Genomic DNA, 17743 nt, shown 5'->3' on the forward strand with positions numbered 1-17743 from the left:
CGCGGCCTGGAGGTGCCAATTGTCACTGAACCACTCGCCGGAGACGCACAGCAAGCTGATCGCCCGCATCCCGCAAGTCACAGGACGTGACATCCCCGAGTGGTTCACCGCCATCGAGAACGGACCGTCGTTCACCCGCTGCGAGGAACGCAGTACCTGGCTGGCCGAGGAGCACAACCTCTCCCACGGCTACGCCTCGGCGCTGGTCCGCGAACACGAGCGCGCGCGCCGCGCCCGTCACTACTGAGCACGTCCCCCTGAGGGGACGCCACGAGCGAACTTCATACCGACGTTGCGGGATCCCGCCAGAGGATGCCCCCGCCGTCGCGGCGCCGAGCCGCCGCGACCTTGGCGCAGAGATCCCGCACAAAGATCAGCCCCGCGCCGGCCGGCGCGGGGCTGATCCTTGCGGCGACGCTAGTCGCGTCCGGAGAAGTAGCTGAGCAGCCGCAGGATCTCCAGGTAGATCCACACGAGGCTCAGCACCAGGCCGAACGCGCAGTACCAGGCGAACTTCTCGGGCGCGCCCGTCCGGACGCCGGTCTCGATCGAGTCGAAGTCGAGCAGCAGGAAGAAGCAGCCGACGAGGATCGCGGCGACGCTGAAGACGTAGGCGAGGGGGCTGCCGGGGTCGCGGATGCCGATGCCCTGGTCGCCGCCGAAGAGGTGCACCACCAGGTTGACGATCATCAGGCCGATCAGCGCGAGCCCGGCGGCCATCACGAACTTGGCGAACTTGGGCGTGACCCGGACGATGCGCAGCGCGTAGACGGCGAGGGTGGCGCCGAAGGCCAGCGCCGTCCCGATCACGGCCTGGAAGACGACGCCGTGGTAGATGTCGTTGTAGGAGTGGCTGACGATGCCGACGACGACGCCGTAGACCGCGGCGAACGCCAGCACCGTCCCCGCGTTGGCCTTGCGCCCGAACGTGATGAACGCCCAGATGCCGATCTCGGCGATGAGCGCCAGCACGAGAACGGGCGCCGCGGCCGAGGTGGGCACGGCCGCCCACGCCAGCGCCGCCGTGAGCACGAGGGTCGCGAGCGTCAGGAACCCGCGGACGACGACGTCGTCCATGGTCATCGGCCTGGTGGTGGGCGGCGCGTACCCCGGCGCGGCGTACCCGGGCCCGCCGCCGTAGGGCTGCGCCCCGTACCCGGGCGCCCCATGGCCTCCGGCCCGCTGGTCGAAGGCGTTCCCCCGGAACGCGGGGTTTCTGCTCTCCATCAGACTCTCCACTTCGGCCGACGTGAACCCCCAGTGTAAGCCGCACCTCCCCCGGTTGATCAGCCGAAACCCCGGCAAAGCAATCCCGCAATTCCCACAACTCCTTGACCACCCCTCGCAAGACCACCCCCGAGACGATCAGCAAACACCCCCAATCCCCGTACACACCCGATCTCCAGCCCCGCCCCCGGAAAGGCACAGAACCCCCACCACCCAAGAAACGTCAGAACGTCCACACCCCGACCCACTTGCACGCGGCACACCACAACCCCTTTGGACGTGCCAGGCCACAACCCTCTTGGACGTGCCAGGCACAACCCTCTTGGACGTGCCAGGCCACAACCCTCTTGGACGTGCCAGGCCATAACGCTCTAGGAGTGGACCTGAGGAGGCTCGCGGGGCGGGCGGCCGGAAGGCGCTCTAGCGCCTGGAGGCCGCCCGCCCCGCCGAGCCGGGCGACCGCAGCGCCACGCACAAACCCGCACGGGCACAAGAACCGAAACCGTGGCGTGAGGATCGCCCGGCTCGCAACGGGGGTTCCAGGGGGTCGCCCCCCTGGGAAGACACAGCGAGCCCCGGCGAAGCCGATCAAAGAGCGGCGAGCAGGGTCGACCGCACGTGCCCCTGGTCGGACTCGAACCGACACAATGGCTCTTTTAGGGAGCCCGCCTCTGCCATTGGGCTACAGGGGCGGCGTCATCATATCGAGTCAGTGGCAGTCAGCGCCTTCCCCAAGCGCCGTGGGAATGGGCTTCCGGCGGCCGGGTCCGGCCAGTGGAACGGTCCGTGCGGTCAAGTCCCGTTGTCAGATGTCGTGCTGGCGGCCGGCCGCGAGCTCGAACTCCTGGCGGGGCCATTCGAGTTCGCCCAGCGAGACGATCTCACGGCGGAAGAACGCCGCGAGTGTCCAGTCCATGGTGATACGGAACTTGCGGTTGACGGTCGGCATGCGCGACAGGTGGTAGGTGCGGTGCATGAACCACGCCGGGAGCCCGCGCAGCTTGAGGCCGTAGACGTTGGCGACGCCCTTGTGCAGGCCGAGGCCCGCGACGGAGCCGACGTAGGCGTGCACGTACGGTTTGCGGGGTTTGCCGCGCAGGTCCGCGACGATGTTGTCGGCGAGGCGCTTGGCCTGCCGGACCGCGTGCTGGGCGTTGGGCGCGGTGAAGTCCCCGGTGTCGGTGAGGTCGGGGACGGCGGCGTTGTCGCCGGCGGCGTAGACGCCCTCGCGTCCTTCCACGGTCAGTTCCGCGGTGCACTTGATGCGGGACTTGTCGTCCAGGGGCAGGTCGCTCTCCTTGACGACGGGATGCGGTTTGACGCCGGCGGTCCAGACGAGGGTGCCGGCCTCGAACTCCTCGCCGTCGCTCAGGACGATGCGCCGCTTCTCCGCCGACTTCAGCAGCGTGTTCATCTTGACCTCGATGCCGCGGCGGCGCAGGGCCTCGGCGGTCCAGCGGCCCATCTCGGGGCCCACCTCGGGGAGGATGCGGTCGGTGGCCTCGACCATCATCCAGCGCATCTCCTTCTCGTCGATGGTCGGGTACCACCGGCATGCGTCGCGGGCCATGTCCTCCAGCTCGGCGATGGCCTCGATGCCCGCGAAGCCGGCGCCGACGAACACGAAGGTCAGGGCGCGCTTGCGGACGGTCTCGTTGTCCGGGTTGGACGCGGCGATGTCGAGCTGGTGCAGGACGTGGTTGCGCAGGAAGATCGCCTCTTCGACGGTCTTGAAGCCGATCCCGCACTCGGCCAGGCCGGGGATGGGCAGCGTCCGGGAGATGGAGCCGAGGCAGACCACGAGCAGGTCGTACTCCATGTCCCGCTCGGGCACGCCCGCGGTGTGCGACCCGGCCGGCCGGAGGGTGATCCGCTTGGCGGCGTCGTCGATCCGGGTCACGAACCCGTTCACGATCCGGCAGCGGTTCAGAACCTTGCGCAGCGGCGCCACGACGTGGCGGGGTTCCAGGTTCCCCGCGGCGGCCTCGGGGAGGAACGGCTGGTAGGTCATGTAGGACTGGGGATCGACGACGGTGATGGCGACATCGCCGCGGCGCAGTTCGCCGCGCAGCCTCTTCTGCAGGCGCAGGGCCGTGTACATGCCGACGTACCCGCCGCCGACGATCACGATCTGTTTCGTGCGCTGGGATGGCATATACGGAGCGGTACCCGGTTCTGCGGCGCGCTCACGTCTTTGTCTGACTCGCGAACTTCATCCCCACCGCCGGCATCTCATCCGTTGTACCGCCAGAAGGGAGACGGCGAGGCCAGGGCCCGACGGGGGCGCCAAGCGGTCGCGGGCGGCGGATCGGTGCAGGGGCCGGTCCGCCGCACCGGGGCCGCTTGGCCAAGGCCCTGCCTCGCCGTCGAACTCCTCGCGGACGAGGTGAACGGGGGAAGCGATGCCAGGGGGCCGGTGCCGGTCGGCCGCCCGGCCGGATCCGGCCGACGGCCCAGGCGGCGGACTCCTGGCCGCGCTACTCGTAATCGCGGGCGCGGACGAAGACTGCGTCCAGCATCTCCTCGGTGACCCGGCCGGTGAAGGTGTTCTGCTGGCTCGGGTGGTAGCAGCCCAGCAGCAGGACGGGACCGTGCCCGGGAGCCGACGGCGGGGGCGCCAGCTCGACCTCGGCGCCGTGGCCGAACTTCGGCCGGGGGCGCGGCACGCCGTACCCGGCCTCCTTCAGCGCCGGCCAGACGCCCTGCCAGGCGAACCCGCCGAGGCACACCACGCAGCGCACGGTCGGGGCGACCAGCGCGACCTCGCGGGCGAGCCACGGCAGGCAGGTGGTCCGCTCCAGGGGCGTCGGCTTGTTGTCGGGCGGGGCGCAGCGGACGGTCGCCGCCATCCGCGCGCCGATGAGCCGCTGCCCGTCGCCCGCGTGCACGCTGGTCGGCCGGGCCGCGAGCCCGACCCTGTGCAGGGACGCGAACAGCCAGTCTCCCGAGCGGTCGCCGGTGAAGATCCGGCCGGTGCGGTTGCCGCCGTGCGCGGCCGGGGCGAGCCCGACGATCAGGATCCGCGGGCGCTCGTCGCCCCAGCCGGCGACGGGGCGTCCCCAGTACCGCTCGTCCGCGAACGCCCGGCGGCGCTGGACGGCGACCTGCTCCCGCCACTCCACGAGGCGGTCGCAGGCGCGGCACACCGACTGGCGGGCGCAAAGCTCGTGCAGACCCGGCGCCCCGGCGGCCAGCTCCGCGACGTCGCCGGCGCCGTGCGCGACGGGGGTCGCGGGGGCGGCGGGGTCTTCCGGCCACCCTGAGCCGGGCGGCACGAACGGAGGGTTGGCGGGCGGCATACCACCGATCGTCCCACGCCACGGACGGTGGCCGGGTTCCGCCCATGGCCCGTGGAAGGCGGGTCCGGTCGGTACGATGCGTTCGCCGGTCGGGGAGGTGGTGTCCGGTACGCGCGTTGTGCGAGGCGGGAGGCAGGAGTGTCGCAACCGGGCTGGTACCCAGACCCCTACGGCACGGGGAGCCTGCGCTGGTGGGACGGGAAGAACTGGACCGAGCGGCTGAACCCCGAGCCCGTCCGCCCGCCCCGGATCCCGCGCCGCGAGCAGGGCGCGGGCGCCGCCCAAGGAACGCACCCTGCCGCCCCGCACGTGCCGACCTGGGACCGGGCCCCCTCCGTCCCGCCCCTGGACGTGTACGTCCACGGCCTGCACCTGCACGCCGACGACCAGGGCGTCGCCTACGGGAACGCGTCGCTCGCATGGCCGCGGGTGGAGTGGGTGGCGTACTGGGCGGCTGAGCAGCCGGCCGGCCACGGCACGCAGTGGATCTTCCAGGCCGGGCGGTACCCGTTCCGCGGCGGCCCCCGCGTGGAGGTGGTGATCGAGTCGATCGCGCCCCCCGGTCTCTCGCGGGGGCGGGAGGGCGAGCCCGAGCAGATCTGGGGGCGGTTGATCCAGCTCTGCCAGGAGTACGCGGAGCCGCGGATCGTCGAGGAACTCGCCGTCCGGGTCCGCGCGGGCGAGTCGGTCGACGTCGCGCAGGGGCTGACCGTCCATCCGGGCGGCGTCCGCGCCAACCGGGTGTCGCTGAGCTGGTCGCTGATCTCCGGCGCCACCGTCGACCGGGGGCGGGTCTGGATCCAGCAGACCGGCAGCACCGCGCCCCTGCTCTACGTCCCGCAGCAGAACCCGAACGCGGTGCTGCTCCCCGCACTGCTGACCCGGCTCAAGTACTAGAGGCTGTCTCAAAGTGGCCTCGGCCACGCGCGAACGCGTGACCTGCCCGGTGAAGCGAAGCCGGAGGCGAGCGAAACCGGGCAGATCGCGAAGCGATGCCGCGTTCGCCCAGGCACGGTCACGTAGCGAGCCTCAAGGCGAGCGAAGTGGGCCGGGACTGAGTAAACACGCATCAGAGCAGGGACCAGGCGATGCCGTCGAGGATGTCGTGCTCGCTGACGACGACCGCGCCGAACCCGTACTCGCGCATGATCCGGTCCAGGATGAGCGCGCCCGCGCCGATCACGTCGACGCGGCCGGGGTGCATGACGCCGAACTCGGCGCGCTCGGCGCGGGTGGCGTGCAGCAGCCGCCGCGTCACCTCGTGCACCTGGCCCGCGGTGATCCGCGCGAGGTGGATGCGGTCGGCCTCGTAGTGCGGCAGGTCGAGCGCGATGCCGGCGACCGTGGTGACGGATCCGGCGAGCCCCACGAGGGTGCGCGCCTCGTCCACCGGGACGGTCTCGCGGACGGCGGCGAGCGCCGCGTCGATGTCGGCGGCCGCGTTGGAGATCTGTTCGGGCGAGGGCGGGTCGTCCCTCAGATGCCGCTCGGTCATCCGCACGCAGCCGATGTCGATGGAGCGGGCCGCGTCAGCCGAGGAGCTGCCGAGCACGAACTCGGTGGACCCGCCGCCGATGTCGACGACCAGGTAGGGGCGGGCGGGGCGCAGCTTCGCCAGCTCCCGGGTGGCGCCGGTGAACGACAGCCCGGCCTCCTCGTCCCCGCTGATCACCTCGGGGACGACGCCGAAGATGTCGACGACGCCGCTGACGAAGTCGGCCCGGTTCTCGGCGTCGCGGGTCGCGCTGGTCGCCACCACGCGGGTCTTGATCGGGCCGTGCCCGTCCCCGTGCCGCTCGATCAGCCGGGCGTACCCGCGCATGGCGGTGAAGGTCCGCTCCAGCGCGGCGGGCGACAGCCGCCCGGTCCGGTCGACGCCCTCGCCCAGCCGGACGATCTCCATCCGCCGCTCGACGTCGGTCAGGGCGCCGCCGCCCTCGCCGTCGCCGCCCGTGGCCGCGATGTCGGCGATCAGAAGACGGACCGAGTTGGTCCCGCAGTCGATGGCCGCGACGCGCGTCACCGCGCCTCCCTCGGTTCCGGTTCGGCCTGGTCGGATTCGGCCTGGCCAGGGTCCGCCTGGCCGGATTCCGTCTCGCCCTCCACCTCGACGCAGGGCCCCGAGCGCCACCAGTCGGGGAGCGCGTCCAGGGCCTCGCGGCCGAACGGGTTGGCGCCGGGGACCGCCAGCTCGTGCGCGACGAGCGCGTGCAGGCACTTGACGCGCTCCGGCATGCCGCCGGCGCTCTGCATGCCGGCCGGGAGCGGTTCGACGCCGTCCTCGCGGGCGGCGTCGTCGCGGCGGCGCAGGTAGTCCTCGTGCGCGGCGGCGTACTCGGCGGCCAGGGACGGATCGTCCGCGAGCCTGGCCTGCATGTCGCGCATCGCGCCGCCGCCCTCCAGCGTGCCGATGGCCGAGGCGGCCTTCGGGCACGTCAGGTAGAACAGCGTGGGGAAGGGCGTCCCGTCCGGGAGCCGCGGCGCCGTCTCGATCACGGCGGGCAGGCCGCACGGGCAGCGGCTCGCCACCCGGCGCACACCGCGCGGCTCGCGCCCGAGCTGGGCCGCCACGGCGGCCGTGTCACGTGCTTCGATCATCAGTCCCACCCCACGGATCCGGGGGATCCGTTTCTCGCGCGCCCAAGGAACGGTCAGCGGGGCCTGTCGGCGGCCTCCACCGACCGCCACAGCGTCTCGTACCAGGGCGGCCTGGTCTCCTTGCCGCCCCCGCGGGACTGCTGCCCCTCCCCTTCACCGCCGTCCAGGACGATGTAGCACTTCACGTCAGGTCGACAGTAATGGAGCCGCCGCGTCGCCTCACGCTCAATGTACGACTTGTCGCCGAGCTGCTGCTTGCGTTGGGCGAGTATCTCCACCTGGCGGCGGGACACCGCCTCCTGGCTCCGCAGGTCGGCGATCTCCTTGCGCTGGGCGATGTACTCCCGGACAGGGTAGGCGAGGCTCAGCGCGATCGCGCACACCACGACCGCGAGGATGGCGGCGCGGCTCGTCAGCGCCGGGTTCGGGCGGCGGCCCCGGCCGCCCTCCCCGGAAACGTGCTCGCCGGCACCGCGGTCGGTCCGCTCGTCGTCGCCCTGCGCCATCGTGTCCCCTGCCTGCGCGTTTCCCCTGACTGCGCGCGTCCCCTCGCCGCGGCCCGGCCGCCGGGACGCGGTGCCCGGCGGGACGGGGCGCCGCCCCGCCGGGCCGCGCGGCTCAGCCCCGCGCGTCGAAGCGCGGGAACGCGGCGGCGCCGGCGTAGCGCGCGGCGTCGTCCAGCAGCTCCTCGATGCGCAGCAGCTGGTTGTACTTGGCGACGCGGTCGCTGCGGGCGGGGGCGCCGGTCTTGATCTGGCCGCAGTTGGTCGCGACGGCGAGGTCGGCGATCGTGGTGTCCTCGGTCTCGCCGGACCGGTGGCTCATCATGCAGCGGTAGCCGCTGGTCTGCGCGAGCGAGACGGCGTCGAGGGTCTCGCTGAGCGTGCCGATCTGGTTGACCTTGACCAGCAGGGCGTTGGCGGCGCCGGACTTGATGCCGCGGCCGAGCCGCTCGGGGTTGGTGACGAACAGGTCGTCGCCGACGAGCTGGACGCGGTCGCCGACGGCGGCGGTGAGCCCCTCCCAGCCGGCCCAGTCCTCCTCGTCGAGGGGGTCCTCGATGGAGACGAGCGGGTAGCTCCCAAGGAGCTCGGCGTAGTAGGCGGCCATGTCGTCGGCGGAGCGCTTGGTGCCCTCGAACGCGTACTGGCCGTCGGCGTGGAACTCGGTGGCGGCGACGTCCAGCGCGAGGGCGATGTCGCGGCCGGGGGTGAAGCCGGCCTTGCGGATCGCCTCCAGGATGAGGTCGAGGGCGTCCCGGTTGCTGGGCAGCTCGGGGGCGAAGCCGCCCTCGTCGCCGAGGCCGGTGTTCAGGCCCTTGGACTTCAGCACCGACTTCAGCGCGTGGTAGGTCTCGGCGCCCCAGCGCAGCGCCTCGGCGAAGGTGGAGGCGCCGATCGGCGCGATCATGAACTCCTGGACGTCGACGTTGGTGTCGGCGTGCGCGCCGCCGTTCAGGATGTTCATCATCGGGACGGGCAGCAGGTGCGCGTTCGGGCCGCCCACGTACCGGAACAGCGGCAGGCCGGCGGAGTCGGCGGCGGCCTTGGCGACGGCGAGGCTGACGCCGAGGATGGCGTTGGCGCCGAGCGCGGACTTGGCGGGGGTCCCGTCGAGGTCGACCAGGAGCTGGTCGATCAGGCGCTGGTCGGAGGCGGGGTAGCCGACGAGCTTCTCGTCGATGGTCTCGTTGACGGCCTTGACGGCGTTCCGGACTCCCTTGCCGCCGTAGCGCTCACCGCCGTCCCGCAGCTCGACGGCCTCGAACTGGCCGGTGGAGGCACCGCTCGGGACCGCCGCGTGCGCCTCGGTCCCATCGGCGAGCAGGACCTCGACCTCGACGGTCGGGTTGCCGCGGGAGTCAAGGATCTCCCGGGCGAGTACGGCCTCGATCGACGACACGGGGAACCCCCTGATGGTGCGGATGGTCTGTGCGGTCACCGAGCCTATCCGCGCGCGCCCGCCGCCGCCCAACCGCCTCGCCGTTGCCCCGGCGTCCGGCACGCAAAGGGGATGGCGGCGGCCAAACCGCTCCCCGCGGCGACCGCATCCTGCCAGGAACGCGACTTGACGCGGAGAACGAGCTCCTTATCTACTATGCAGGTCAAACAGACTTGATTGATAGGAAAACATCACAATGCATCGTGGACTCCGCGGGCGCTTCGCCGCCATGGCACTCACCGTCCTGGTCGCAGCGGGAACGCTCGGTGCCTGCGGCGACGGCGATGACGGCGGCGCCGAGGGGGGCGCGGCGCCCCTCAGGCTCGGGTACTTCCCGAACATCACCCACGCGACCGCGCTGGTCGGCGTCGAGAAGGGCATCTTCGCCAAGCACCTCGGCGCCGCGCCGAAGACCGCGACGTTCAACGCGGGCCCGGCCGCCGTCGAGGCCCTGTTCTCCGGTGCGATCGACGCGACGTTCGTCGGGCCCAACCCGTCCATCAACGCCTGGTCCAAGTCGCACGGCAAGGCCGTTCACATCATCTCCGGCGCGGCGTCGGGCGGTGTCTCGCTGGTGGTCAAGCCCGGGATCAAGGGCGCGCAGGACCTGCGCGGCAAGAAGATCGCGACCCCGCAGCTCGGCAACACGCAGGACGTGGCGCTGCGGTACTGGCTGAAGAAGAACGGCCTAACCGCGAACAAGGACGGCAGCGGCGACGTCAAGGTCGTCCCGCAGGAGAACGCCCAGACGCTGCAGACGTTCGCGCAGGGCGACATCGACGGCGCCTGGGTGCCCGAGCCCTACGCCTCGCGCCTGATCCTGGAGAACAAGGGCGAGAGGCTGCTGGACGAGAAGTCGCTGTGGCCCGGCGGCAAGTTCGTGATCACCAACCTGCTCGTCAGCCAGGAGTACGAGAAGAAGCACCCCGAGCAGGTCAAGAAGCTGCTCCAGGGCGTCGTCGAGGCGACGGACTACATCAACCAGAACAAGGCGGACGCCGAGAAGGTCAGCAACGACGCCCTCGCCAAGCTGAGCGGCAAGCCGCTGAAGCAGGACGTGCTCACCGCGGCCTTCAAGGAGATCGACTTCACCACCGACCCGGTGGCGTCCTCGCTGGTGGCCGGGGCCCGGCACGCCGAGGAGATCGGCCTGCTGGAGAAGACCGACCTGGCGGGGATCTACAACCTGGCACCCCTCAACGACGTCCTCAAGGCGGGCGGGAAGGCACAGGTCAGCGACAGATGACCGCGGACACGGCGGTCCGCCTCAGCGAGGTCTCCAAGGCGTTCGGGACGGGCGGATCCGCGCTCCTCGCGCTCGACAAGGTGTCCCTGGACGTGGCGCCGGGCGAGTTCGTGTGCCTGGTCGGCGCGTCCGGATGCGGCAAGAGCACGCTGCTCAACCTGGTCGCCGACCTCGACCGGCCGAGCGCCGGGTCGATCGACAAGGACGGCGCGCGGGTCGCGCTGATGTTCCAGGAGCCGGCCCTGTTCCCGTGGCTGACGGTCACGGGCAACCTGGAGCTCGCCCTGAAGATGCGCGGCGTCGTGCGGGGCGAGCGGCGGGAGCGGGCCGCCCGGCTGCTCGAGTCGGTGCACCTCGGCGGGTTCGCGGGCAGGCGCCCGCACCAGCTGTCGGGCGGCATGCGGCAGCGGGTCGCGCTCGCCCGCGCCCTGGCCCTCACCGAGGACGACGCCGGCGACGGGCAGGGGACCGTCCTGCTGATGGACGAGCCGTTCGGCGCCCTCGACGCGATGACCCGCGACCTGCTGCACGACGAGATCGAGCGGATCTGGCGGGAGCGCGCCCTGACCGTGCTGTTCGTCACGCACAACGTCAGGGAGGCGGTCCGGCTCGGCGACCGGGTGGTGCTGCTCAGCAGCCGCCCGGGCCGCGTCGTGGAGCAGTTCCCGGTCCCGATGGAGCGGCCGCGCCGGATCGACTCCCCCGAGGTCGCCTCCCTGGCCGCCTCCATCACCGACCGGCTCCGCGAGGAGGTCGTCCGGCATGGCGCATGACGTGGCGAAGGGGCGGGGCGCGGTGGAGGAGCAGGACGTGGCCGACAAGCAGGACGTGACCGGGGAGCGGGGCGGGGTGACGGAGAGGGCGCGGCTCGACCGCGAGCTGGCCGGGCTCGACGCGCTGGAGCTCGGCGGGACGACGCGCGCCCGGTTCCTCCAGCGGGCGTGGTCGGCGGCGTGGCCGATGGTCGCGGCCGTCCTGATCGCACTCGCGACCTGGCAGCTGGTCGTGTGGAGCGGCTGGAAGGAGCCGTGGGTGCTCCCAGGCCCCCGCGACACCCTTCCGGTGTTCTGGGACCAGCTCACCACGGGGCGGTTCTGGGACGCGGTCGCGCTGACGATGCGCAGGGCCGTCGTCGGGTTCGCCTTCGCCGTCGCCGCCGGCGTGGTGGTCGGCGCGCTGGTGGCGCGCTTCCGGGTGCTGCGCCGCGCGTTCGGCTCGCTCATCACCGGGCTGCAGACGATGCCCTCGATCGCCTGGTTCCCGCTCGCCATCCTGCTGTTCCGGCTCAGCGAGAGCGCGATCCTGTTCGTGGTGATCCTGGGCGCCGCGCCCTCGATCGCCAACGGGCTGATCGCCGGGGTCGACTACACTCCGCCGATCCTGCTGCGCGCGGGGAAGGTGATGGGGCTGCGCGGCCTCGCGCTGTACCGCCACCTGATCCTGCCGGCGTCGCTGCCCTCGTTCGTGGCGGGGCTGAAGCAGGGCTGGGCGTTCGCGTGGCGCAGCCTGATGGCGGGCGAGCTGCTGGTCGTCATCGGCGACACGACCTCGCTCGGCGTGCTGCTGTCGCAGGCCAGGGAGCTGAACAACACCGCCGACATGATCTCCTACATGCTGATGATCCTCATCCTGGGCATCGTGATCGACCAGCTGTTCGGCCTCGTGGACGGGGCCATCCGGCGCCGCTGGGGCGTCGACGAAGGCTCGGCCTGAGGATCTTTTACCCGCGGCCCAGGGTGCAGTTTGCCCTGTTCAGGCAAGAATTCCCGGTACTGACAAGGAGTGCAGCCCCACCGGGAGGTCGTCATACGAGTCCGGCTCCGCCGGCCCTCCGCGAGCCCGAGCCACTGGATCTGGCGGGCCGTGCTGCGCCACCCGGAGATCCGGTTCCGGGTGACGGTGGCGGCGTCGCTGATCGCCTTCGTGCTCTCGTCGGCGCTGTGCACGGTGCTGCTGATCCTGATCAGGCAGGCCGCCTACTTCGACCTCCTGAGGGAGATAGCGCGCGACAACCGGCGGACGGCGATCGCGATCGAGACCGGGCAGCTGACCCTGGACATCTCCCCGACCACAGACACCCTCCAGCAGGTGGTGGACCAGCAGGGCAGGGTGATCGCGGCCACACCGCGGATGGAGGGGCGCGCGAGGGTCCGGTTCCCGCCGCCGTCGTCGTTCGAGGAGCGACGGATCGGCCGCGTGTGCGGCATCGACGCGCCGGGCGGCCGCTGCTTCGTGGTGTTCGAGCGCCGGGTCGGGGTCGGTCCGGACGCGCTGTACATCATCTCGCTGGCCCCCGCGCAGGGGCTGCTGCCGCGTCCGGGGCTCGGCGCACTGGTCCTGCTCGGCGTCCCGTTCTTCACCTTCCTCGCCGGGTACGGGACCTGGCTGTCGGTGAGCCGGGCGCTGCGCCCGGTCGAGGACATCCGCCGGAAGCTGGAGGAGATCACCGCCACGGACCTGGAGCGCCGCGTCGCGGTACCGGCCCGCCGCGACGAGGTGGGCCGGCTCGCCGACAGCGTGAACTCCACCCTGGACCGCCTGGAGGAGGCGGTCGCGCGGCAGCGCGCGTTCGTCTCCGACGTGTCGCATGAGCTGCGCAGCCCGCTCACCGCGCTGCGCATGGAACTGGAGCTGGCCCTCTCGGCGCCGGACGACGCCGACGTCCCCGCCACGCTGCGGGCCATCCTGCTCAACACCGAGCGGCTGTCGGCCGTGGTGGACGACCTGCTGGCGCTCGCCCGGCTCGACGCCGACCGCGGCTTCCCCCGTGAGCGGGTGGACCTGACCGAGATCACCGACCAGGAGGTGCTGCGCCGGCCCCGCCGCGTCCAGGTGACGGTGCTGGCGGAGGGGCCGGTGACGGTGCGGGGCGGGCGCAACGAGCTGTCGCGGCTGCTGACCAACCTGATCGACAACGCCGACCGGCACGCGGTCGAGGAGGTGACGGTGATCCTGCGCACCGAACCGCCCGCCACCGCGGTGGTCGAGGTGATCGACGACGGGACGGGAGTCCGGCCGGAGGACCGCGAGCGCGTCTTCGAGCGGTTCGCGCGGCTGGCCGAGGGCCGGCACCGCGACGCCGGCGGCACCGGCCTCGGCCTGGCGATCTCCCGCGACATCGCCGAGGCGCACGGCGGGTCGCTGATCCTCACCGACCGCCTCGACGGCGTCGCCGGCGCCCGGTTCGTCCTGCGCCTGCCCCGCGACGAATCCGCCGGCTGACGGGCCTCAGGCCAGGTCGGCGGCGGTCACGGAGACCTCGATCTCCCCGGCGGGCGCGACGCCCATGGCGCGCGCCAGCCTGCGGAAGGCGCGGGCCTCCTCCGGGCGGCTGCGCCGCTCCAGAGTGCGGGCGAGGGCCTCGTGGGCCCAGCCGTTGCCGGGGTCGAGCTCGATCAGCATGCGGAACGTCCGCTCGGCGGGGCCGAGCTGGGCGCTGTGGAAGTACGCGCGGCCGAGCAGCTCGACCGCGGCGCGGTTGCCCGGGTCGCCGTCGACGATCGGGGCCAGCATGCGCGCCGCGCCCGCGTAGTCCCGGGCGTCGAAGAACGACGTCGCGCGCTCGAACTCCTCGTAGGTGGTCATGCCCCGGCAACCGGGGGCGGCCGGGCTTTGTTCCCGGCCGCCCCGCGTGGCCGCTCAGGTCATGCCGAGTTCGGCGCGCAGCCGCTCGCGTTCGGCCTCCAGCAGGTCGATCTGCCCCTGAAGCTCCTCGCGCTGGGCGAGGTACTGGCCGGAGTCCACCATGTCCGTGGGGTCGCCGGACGGGGCGGGAAGGTCGGCGCGCAGCCGCTTCAGCGACTCCTCGAGGTCGCGGAGCCGGTCGCGCCGCTCGTCTTCGGTCTGGCTCTCGTTCATGTGCCTCCTCCTCCGGCTCTGCATGCCCGCACCGCCGCCGTCCTCACCTCTCGCGGAGGGTCAGATGCGCAACACGGTCTTGCCCCGCGCTCCGCCGATGCGGTTGGCGGCGAGGGCGCCGGCCGCGTCCTCCAGGGGGACCTCCCGCTCGACCCGGACGCGCAGCGCGCCCGAGTCGATCAGGTCGGTCAGCCGGTGCAGCTGTTCGGCGGACGGCTCGTTCCTGAAGTTGACGCCGCGCAGCTCCTTGGCCTCCATGGCGTCGGGGTTCACCGCCCAGGTGGTGCTGACGTAAGTGCCGCCGGGGCGGAGCAGCTGCGCGAGGTGCTCGGCGGCCCCCGCGTCGCTGACCATGTCGAGGACGGCGTCGATCCCGTCGGAGTGGACCGCGAGCACCTGCCGGTTGAGGTCGCCCGCGGAGTGGTCGACGGTCTCGTCCGCGCCGAGGCGCCGCATGGTGCCCGCCATGTCGTCGCGGGCGGTCGCGATGACCTTGGCGCCCGCCCGGGACGCCAGCTGCACGACGCTCTGCCCGACGCCGCCGGTCGCGCCGACCACGAGGACGGTCTGGCCCGTGTCGACCCGCGCCTGCTCCACCATGGCGAGGGCGGTGGCGCTCGCGGTCGGCACCGCGGCGGCCTGCGTGTAGATCATCCCTTCCGGCATCCTCGCGACCGCCCCGTCCGCGCGGACGACGGCGTACTCGGCGAAGCTGCCGAGCCCCCGCTCCACCGCGGCGAAGCAGCCGTAGACCTGCTCGCCCTCCCGCAGCCCGGTCACGCCCTCGCCGGTCTCCTCCACGACGCCCGCGCCGTCCCGGCCGAGGATGAGCGGGAACGGCACGTCGAGGGAGTCCTTGAGCATGCCCTCGGCGATCTTCCAGTCCAGGGGGTTGAGCCCCGCGGCGATCACGCGCACCAGGACCTCCCCCGGTTCCGGCTCCGGGCGCGGCAGGTTCATCGGCGCCGGTGTGGCCCCGTACTCGGACACGGCGATTGCTCGCATGGCGACTCGTCCCCCGAACGGATCAGTGCGGGGCCGGCGGCCCGCTGTCGATCTCCCCGTGCCGATCTACCCGGCTATGGGGCGATCACACGTCGGCGCAGGTCAGGCGGGAGCCTGCTGGGAGGGGTCGCCGGGCGGCGGGGTGACCGGCGGGGTGGGCGGGCCGCCGCCCGTCCGGCGCCGCCGGTCCGGCCCGCGCTCGCCCTTGCTGACGTGCAGCGTGATGGTGTCGCCGGGCTCGGCCGACGTCGGCGACATGCCGGCGACCGTCCCCTTCGGGAACCGGCGGGAGGCCACCGGCTCGCCGATCACGGCCCTGTAGCCCGCGGCGCGGAGCCTGGCCACGGCCTCGCCGGGCGTCATGCCGCGCACGTCGGGCACCTTGGGCCGCTCCTCGCCGGTGCCCCTGCTGAAGAAGTGCGACGGGGGCCGGTGGAACGACGTCGGATCGGTGCGCGAGAGCGCCCCCAGCATGCTCTGCTGCCAGACCGGCGCCGGGATCGTCGCCCCGAACACGGCGCCGTAGCACTGGCCGTCCATGCAGAGGTTCTCCATCGGGTGCTTGTAGCCGCCGCGGGGGTCGCCGACCCAGACCGCCGCGGCGAGGTCCGGGGTGTATCCCGCGAACCAGGCGGCGGAGAAGTTGTCGACGGTCCCGGTCTTGCCGGCGGCGTCGCGGCCGAGGCCCATGCCGCGCGCGGTGCCCTTGGTCAGGACGCCGCGCAGGACGTAGTTGACGGCGTCCGCCACGCCCTCGTCCACCGCCTGCTCGCAGTGCCGGCCGGGGACCTTCAGCCGGTGGCCGGAGGCGTCGCGGATCTCCCGGATCGCGAGCGGCTCGCAGTAGCGGCCGCGGGCGCCGAACGCCGCGTAGGCCGCCGCCAGCCGCAGCGGCGAGACGGGGTTGAACCCGAGCGTGAACGAGGGGTACTGCTCCAGCGGCTTGCCGTTCGCCTGCTTCATCCCGAGCCGTTCGGCCATCTTGACGGTGTCGCAGAGGCCGACCTTCTTCTCCAGGGCCAGGAAGAACGTGTTGACCGAGTGGTGCGTCCCGGTGACGAGGCTGAACTGCTTGCCGCCCTCGCCGTCGGCCGAGTTGCGCAGGGAGGCCGACGGGTCGCCGACGCGGTCGCCGTCACAGTTGCGGTAGCCGACCGGCGTGTACTCGCGCGGCGCCATCAGCCGGGTCCCGAACGGCAGGCCCTCGTCGAGCGCCGCGGCCAGCGTGAACGCCTTGAACGTGGAACCCGCCTGCATGCCGATGCTGGAGCCGTGGCTGGCGTCGGCGGCGAAGTTGATCCACGTCTTGCCGCGTTCGCGGTCGGATCCGAGCTTGCGGTCCACCACCATCGCCTTGATCTCGCCCGTGCCCGGCTCGACCATCGCCTCGGCGGCGGCCTTGTGCGCGGAGTTCTTCGGCGGGACGTGCCGGTCGACGGCGCGCTGCGCGGCCTTCTGCGCCCGCCTGTCCAGGGTGGTGCGGATCGTCAGGCCACCCTGTTTGAGCAGCTTCTCGCGCTCCTGCGCCGTCTTCCCGAACACCGGGTCGGTGAGGATCTCGCGCTGGACGTAGTCGCAGAAGAACGGGGCCTCGCTGGTGACGCAGCCGCTGCGCACCTTGTCGACGTCCAGCTCGACGGGCTCGCTCTTGGCCTCGTCCGCCCTGGCCTGGGAGATCCAGCCGAGCTGGGCCATCCGGGTCAGGACGGTGTCGCGGCGCTGCCGGGCCGCGCCGGGATGCCGGATCGGGTCGTAGGCGTAGGGGTAGCGGACGACGCCGGCGAGGAGCGCGGCCTCGGACAGGGTCAGCTCGGAGGCGTGCTTGGAGAAGTAGTGGCGGGACGCCGTCTCCACGCCGTAGGCGCCGTCGCCGAAGTAGGCGATGTTGAGGTAGCGGCGCAGGATCTCGTCCTTGCTGAACCTCTTCTCCAGCGCCACCGCGTACTTCAGCTCGCGGATCTTGCGGGCGGCCGACACCTCCTGGGCCTCCCGCCGCTGGGCGTCGGTGTCGGCCTGGGTGAGCAGCAGGTTCTTCACGTACTGCTGGGTGATGCCCGACCCGCCCTGCGTCACCTGCCCGCTGCTGAGGTTGCTGGCGAGCGCCCGCAGGGTGCCCTGCGCGTCGATGGCGCCGTGCTCGTAGAACCGGCTGTCCTCGATCGCCAGGACGGCCTGGCGCAGCACCGGGGCGATCTTCTTGAGCGGGACGTCGACCCGGTTCTGGTAGAAGAACGTGGCGAGGGTCGTGCCGTCCGCGGCGAGGATCTTCGAGCGCTGCGGGACGCCGGAGGTCGACAGCCCGTCCGGCTCCGCCTCGAACCACCCCGCGGCGTCGCGGGCGCTGACGCCCGCCGTGCACGCGGTCGGCAGGAGCAGGAGAGCCACGAGCAGGCCGGCCAGGCCCGCCAGGCCGCCGAGCCCGCGCACCGCCCGGGCCTTCTCGGCGCGGGTGGTCGAGGAGGTGAGCAGCCGGCGGCGGCGCGCCGCCGCCGGGGCTCCCCTCCCGGGGTCCCCTGCGTCACTTCCGGCCTCGGTCGGCACGGGCTCAGCGTAGACGCGCCTTCCCGTA

The 17743-nt window shown here is 72.4% G+C and carries 17 protein-coding genes and 1 tRNA gene; 6 read left to right on the plus strand and 12 right to left on the minus strand.

Features of this window, described 5'->3' with window-relative positions:
- Nucleotides 1–19 precede the first annotated feature (19 nt).
- Nucleotides 20–247, plus strand: coding sequence for a DUF4287 domain-containing protein (locus tag FKD65_RS15940; protein ID WP_141578252.1), 228 nt, complete (start codon nt 20–22; stop codon nt 245–247).
- A gap of 170 nt (nt 248–417) precedes the next feature.
- Here FKD65_RS15940 and FKD65_RS15945 read toward each other — a convergent pair whose 3' ends face one another.
- From FKD65_RS15945 to FKD65_RS15960, 4 genes are all read right to left on the minus strand, one after another.
- Nucleotides 418–1227, minus strand: a complete 810-nt coding sequence (locus tag FKD65_RS15945; RefSeq protein WP_141578253.1) for a Bax inhibitor-1/YccA family protein — start codon at nt 1225–1227, stop codon at nt 418–420.
- A 619-nt stretch (nt 1228–1846) separates the two neighbouring features.
- Nucleotides 1847–1919 (minus strand) — tRNA-Leu (locus FKD65_RS15950).
- Between the two features lie 113 nt (nt 1920–2032).
- The gene (locus FKD65_RS15955; RefSeq protein WP_141578254.1) at nt 2033–3382 is read right to left on the minus strand and encodes an NAD(P)/FAD-dependent oxidoreductase; all 1350 of its coding nucleotides are present in this window, start codon (nt 3380–3382) and stop codon (nt 2033–2035) included.
- Nucleotides 3383–3704: 322 nt separating this feature from the next.
- A complete protein-coding gene (locus FKD65_RS15960) occupies nt 3705–4526 on the minus strand; it encodes a uracil-DNA glycosylase (RefSeq protein WP_141578255.1) in 822 nt (273 codons plus the stop codon).
- Between the two features lie 138 nt (nt 4527–4664).
- Here FKD65_RS15960 and FKD65_RS44915 point away from each other — a divergent pair, with 138 nt between their 5' ends.
- On the plus strand, nt 4665–5423 hold the full coding sequence (locus FKD65_RS44915; protein ID WP_205718677.1) for a DUF2510 domain-containing protein: 759 nt from the start codon (nt 4665–4667) through the stop codon (nt 5421–5423).
- A 172-nt stretch (nt 5424–5595) separates the two neighbouring features.
- On the opposite strand, the gene FKD65_RS15970 is transcribed toward FKD65_RS44915, so the two are convergent.
- From FKD65_RS15970 to eno, 4 genes are all read right to left on the minus strand, one after another.
- The gene (locus tag FKD65_RS15970) at nt 5596–6549 is read right to left on the minus strand and encodes a Ppx/GppA phosphatase family protein (protein ID WP_141578256.1); all 954 of its coding nucleotides are present in this window, start codon (nt 6547–6549) and stop codon (nt 5596–5598) included.
- Nucleotides 6546–7124 (minus strand): DUF501 domain-containing protein, encoded by a 579-nt coding sequence (locus FKD65_RS15975; protein WP_141578257.1) that lies wholly within the window; start codon nt 7122–7124, stop codon nt 6546–6548. The genes FKD65_RS15970 and FKD65_RS15975 overlap by 4 nt, the downstream gene beginning before the upstream one ends.
- A 53-nt stretch (nt 7125–7177) precedes the next feature.
- Nucleotides 7178–7630 (minus strand): septum formation initiator family protein, encoded by a 453-nt coding sequence (locus FKD65_RS15980; RefSeq protein WP_141578258.1) that lies wholly within the window; start codon nt 7628–7630, stop codon nt 7178–7180.
- 112 nt (nt 7631–7742) lie between these two features.
- Nucleotides 7743–9026, minus strand: coding sequence for a phosphopyruvate hydratase (gene eno, locus FKD65_RS15985; RefSeq protein ID WP_141586855.1), 1284 nt, complete (start codon nt 9024–9026; stop codon nt 7743–7745).
- Between the two features lie 235 nt (nt 9027–9261).
- On the opposite strand from eno, the gene FKD65_RS15990 reads away from it, so the two are divergent.
- The 4 genes from FKD65_RS15990 (at nt 9262) to FKD65_RS16005 (ending at nt 13533) form a co-directional block, all read left to right on the plus strand.
- Nucleotides 9262–10311: an ABC transporter substrate-binding protein gene (locus FKD65_RS15990; RefSeq protein ID WP_141578259.1), complete on the plus strand. Its 1050-nt coding sequence runs from the start codon at nt 9262–9264 to the stop codon at nt 10309–10311.
- The gene (locus FKD65_RS15995) at nt 10308–11084 is read left to right on the plus strand and encodes an ABC transporter ATP-binding protein (protein WP_141578260.1); all 777 of its coding nucleotides are present in this window, start codon (nt 10308–10310) and stop codon (nt 11082–11084) included. Before FKD65_RS15990 ends, FKD65_RS15995 begins: the two co-directional genes overlap by 4 nt.
- Complete coding sequence (locus tag FKD65_RS16000) at nt 11074–12024, plus strand: ABC transporter permease (RefSeq protein WP_141578261.1); 951 nt, start codon at nt 11074–11076, stop codon at nt 12022–12024. The genes FKD65_RS15995 and FKD65_RS16000 overlap by 11 nt, the downstream gene beginning before the upstream one ends.
- 69 nt (nt 12025–12093) lie before the next feature.
- On the plus strand, nt 12094–13533 hold the full coding sequence (locus FKD65_RS16005; protein WP_240810171.1) for a cell wall metabolism sensor histidine kinase WalK: 1440 nt from the start codon (nt 12094–12096) through the stop codon (nt 13531–13533).
- A 6-nt stretch (nt 13534–13539) separates the two neighbouring features.
- Here the strand turns inward: FKD65_RS16005 and FKD65_RS16010 are convergent, their stop codons facing one another.
- The 4 genes from FKD65_RS16010 to FKD65_RS16025 form a co-directional block, all read right to left on the minus strand.
- The gene (locus tag FKD65_RS16010) at nt 13540–13896 is read right to left on the minus strand and encodes a M48 family metallopeptidase (protein ID WP_141578262.1); all 357 of its coding nucleotides are present in this window, start codon (nt 13894–13896) and stop codon (nt 13540–13542) included.
- A gap of 54 nt (nt 13897–13950) precedes the next feature.
- Nucleotides 13951–14169: a hypothetical protein gene (locus FKD65_RS16015; protein WP_141578263.1), complete on the minus strand. Its 219-nt coding sequence runs from the start codon at nt 14167–14169 to the stop codon at nt 13951–13953.
- 60 nt (nt 14170–14229) lie between these two features.
- Nucleotides 14230–15174 (minus strand): NADP-dependent oxidoreductase, encoded by a 945-nt coding sequence (locus FKD65_RS16020; RefSeq protein WP_141578264.1) that lies wholly within the window; start codon nt 15172–15174, stop codon nt 14230–14232.
- Between the two features lie 102 nt (nt 15175–15276).
- Complete coding sequence (locus FKD65_RS16025; protein ID WP_168221061.1) at nt 15277–17715, minus strand: penicillin-binding protein; 2439 nt, start codon at nt 17713–17715, stop codon at nt 15277–15279.
- Between the last annotated feature and the right edge of the window lie 28 nt (nt 17716–17743).

The sequence above is a fragment of the Actinomadura sp. WMMA1423 genome (assembly GCF_006547145.1).
Classification (GTDB): Bacteria; Actinomycetota; Actinomycetes; order Streptosporangiales; family Streptosporangiaceae; genus Spirillospora.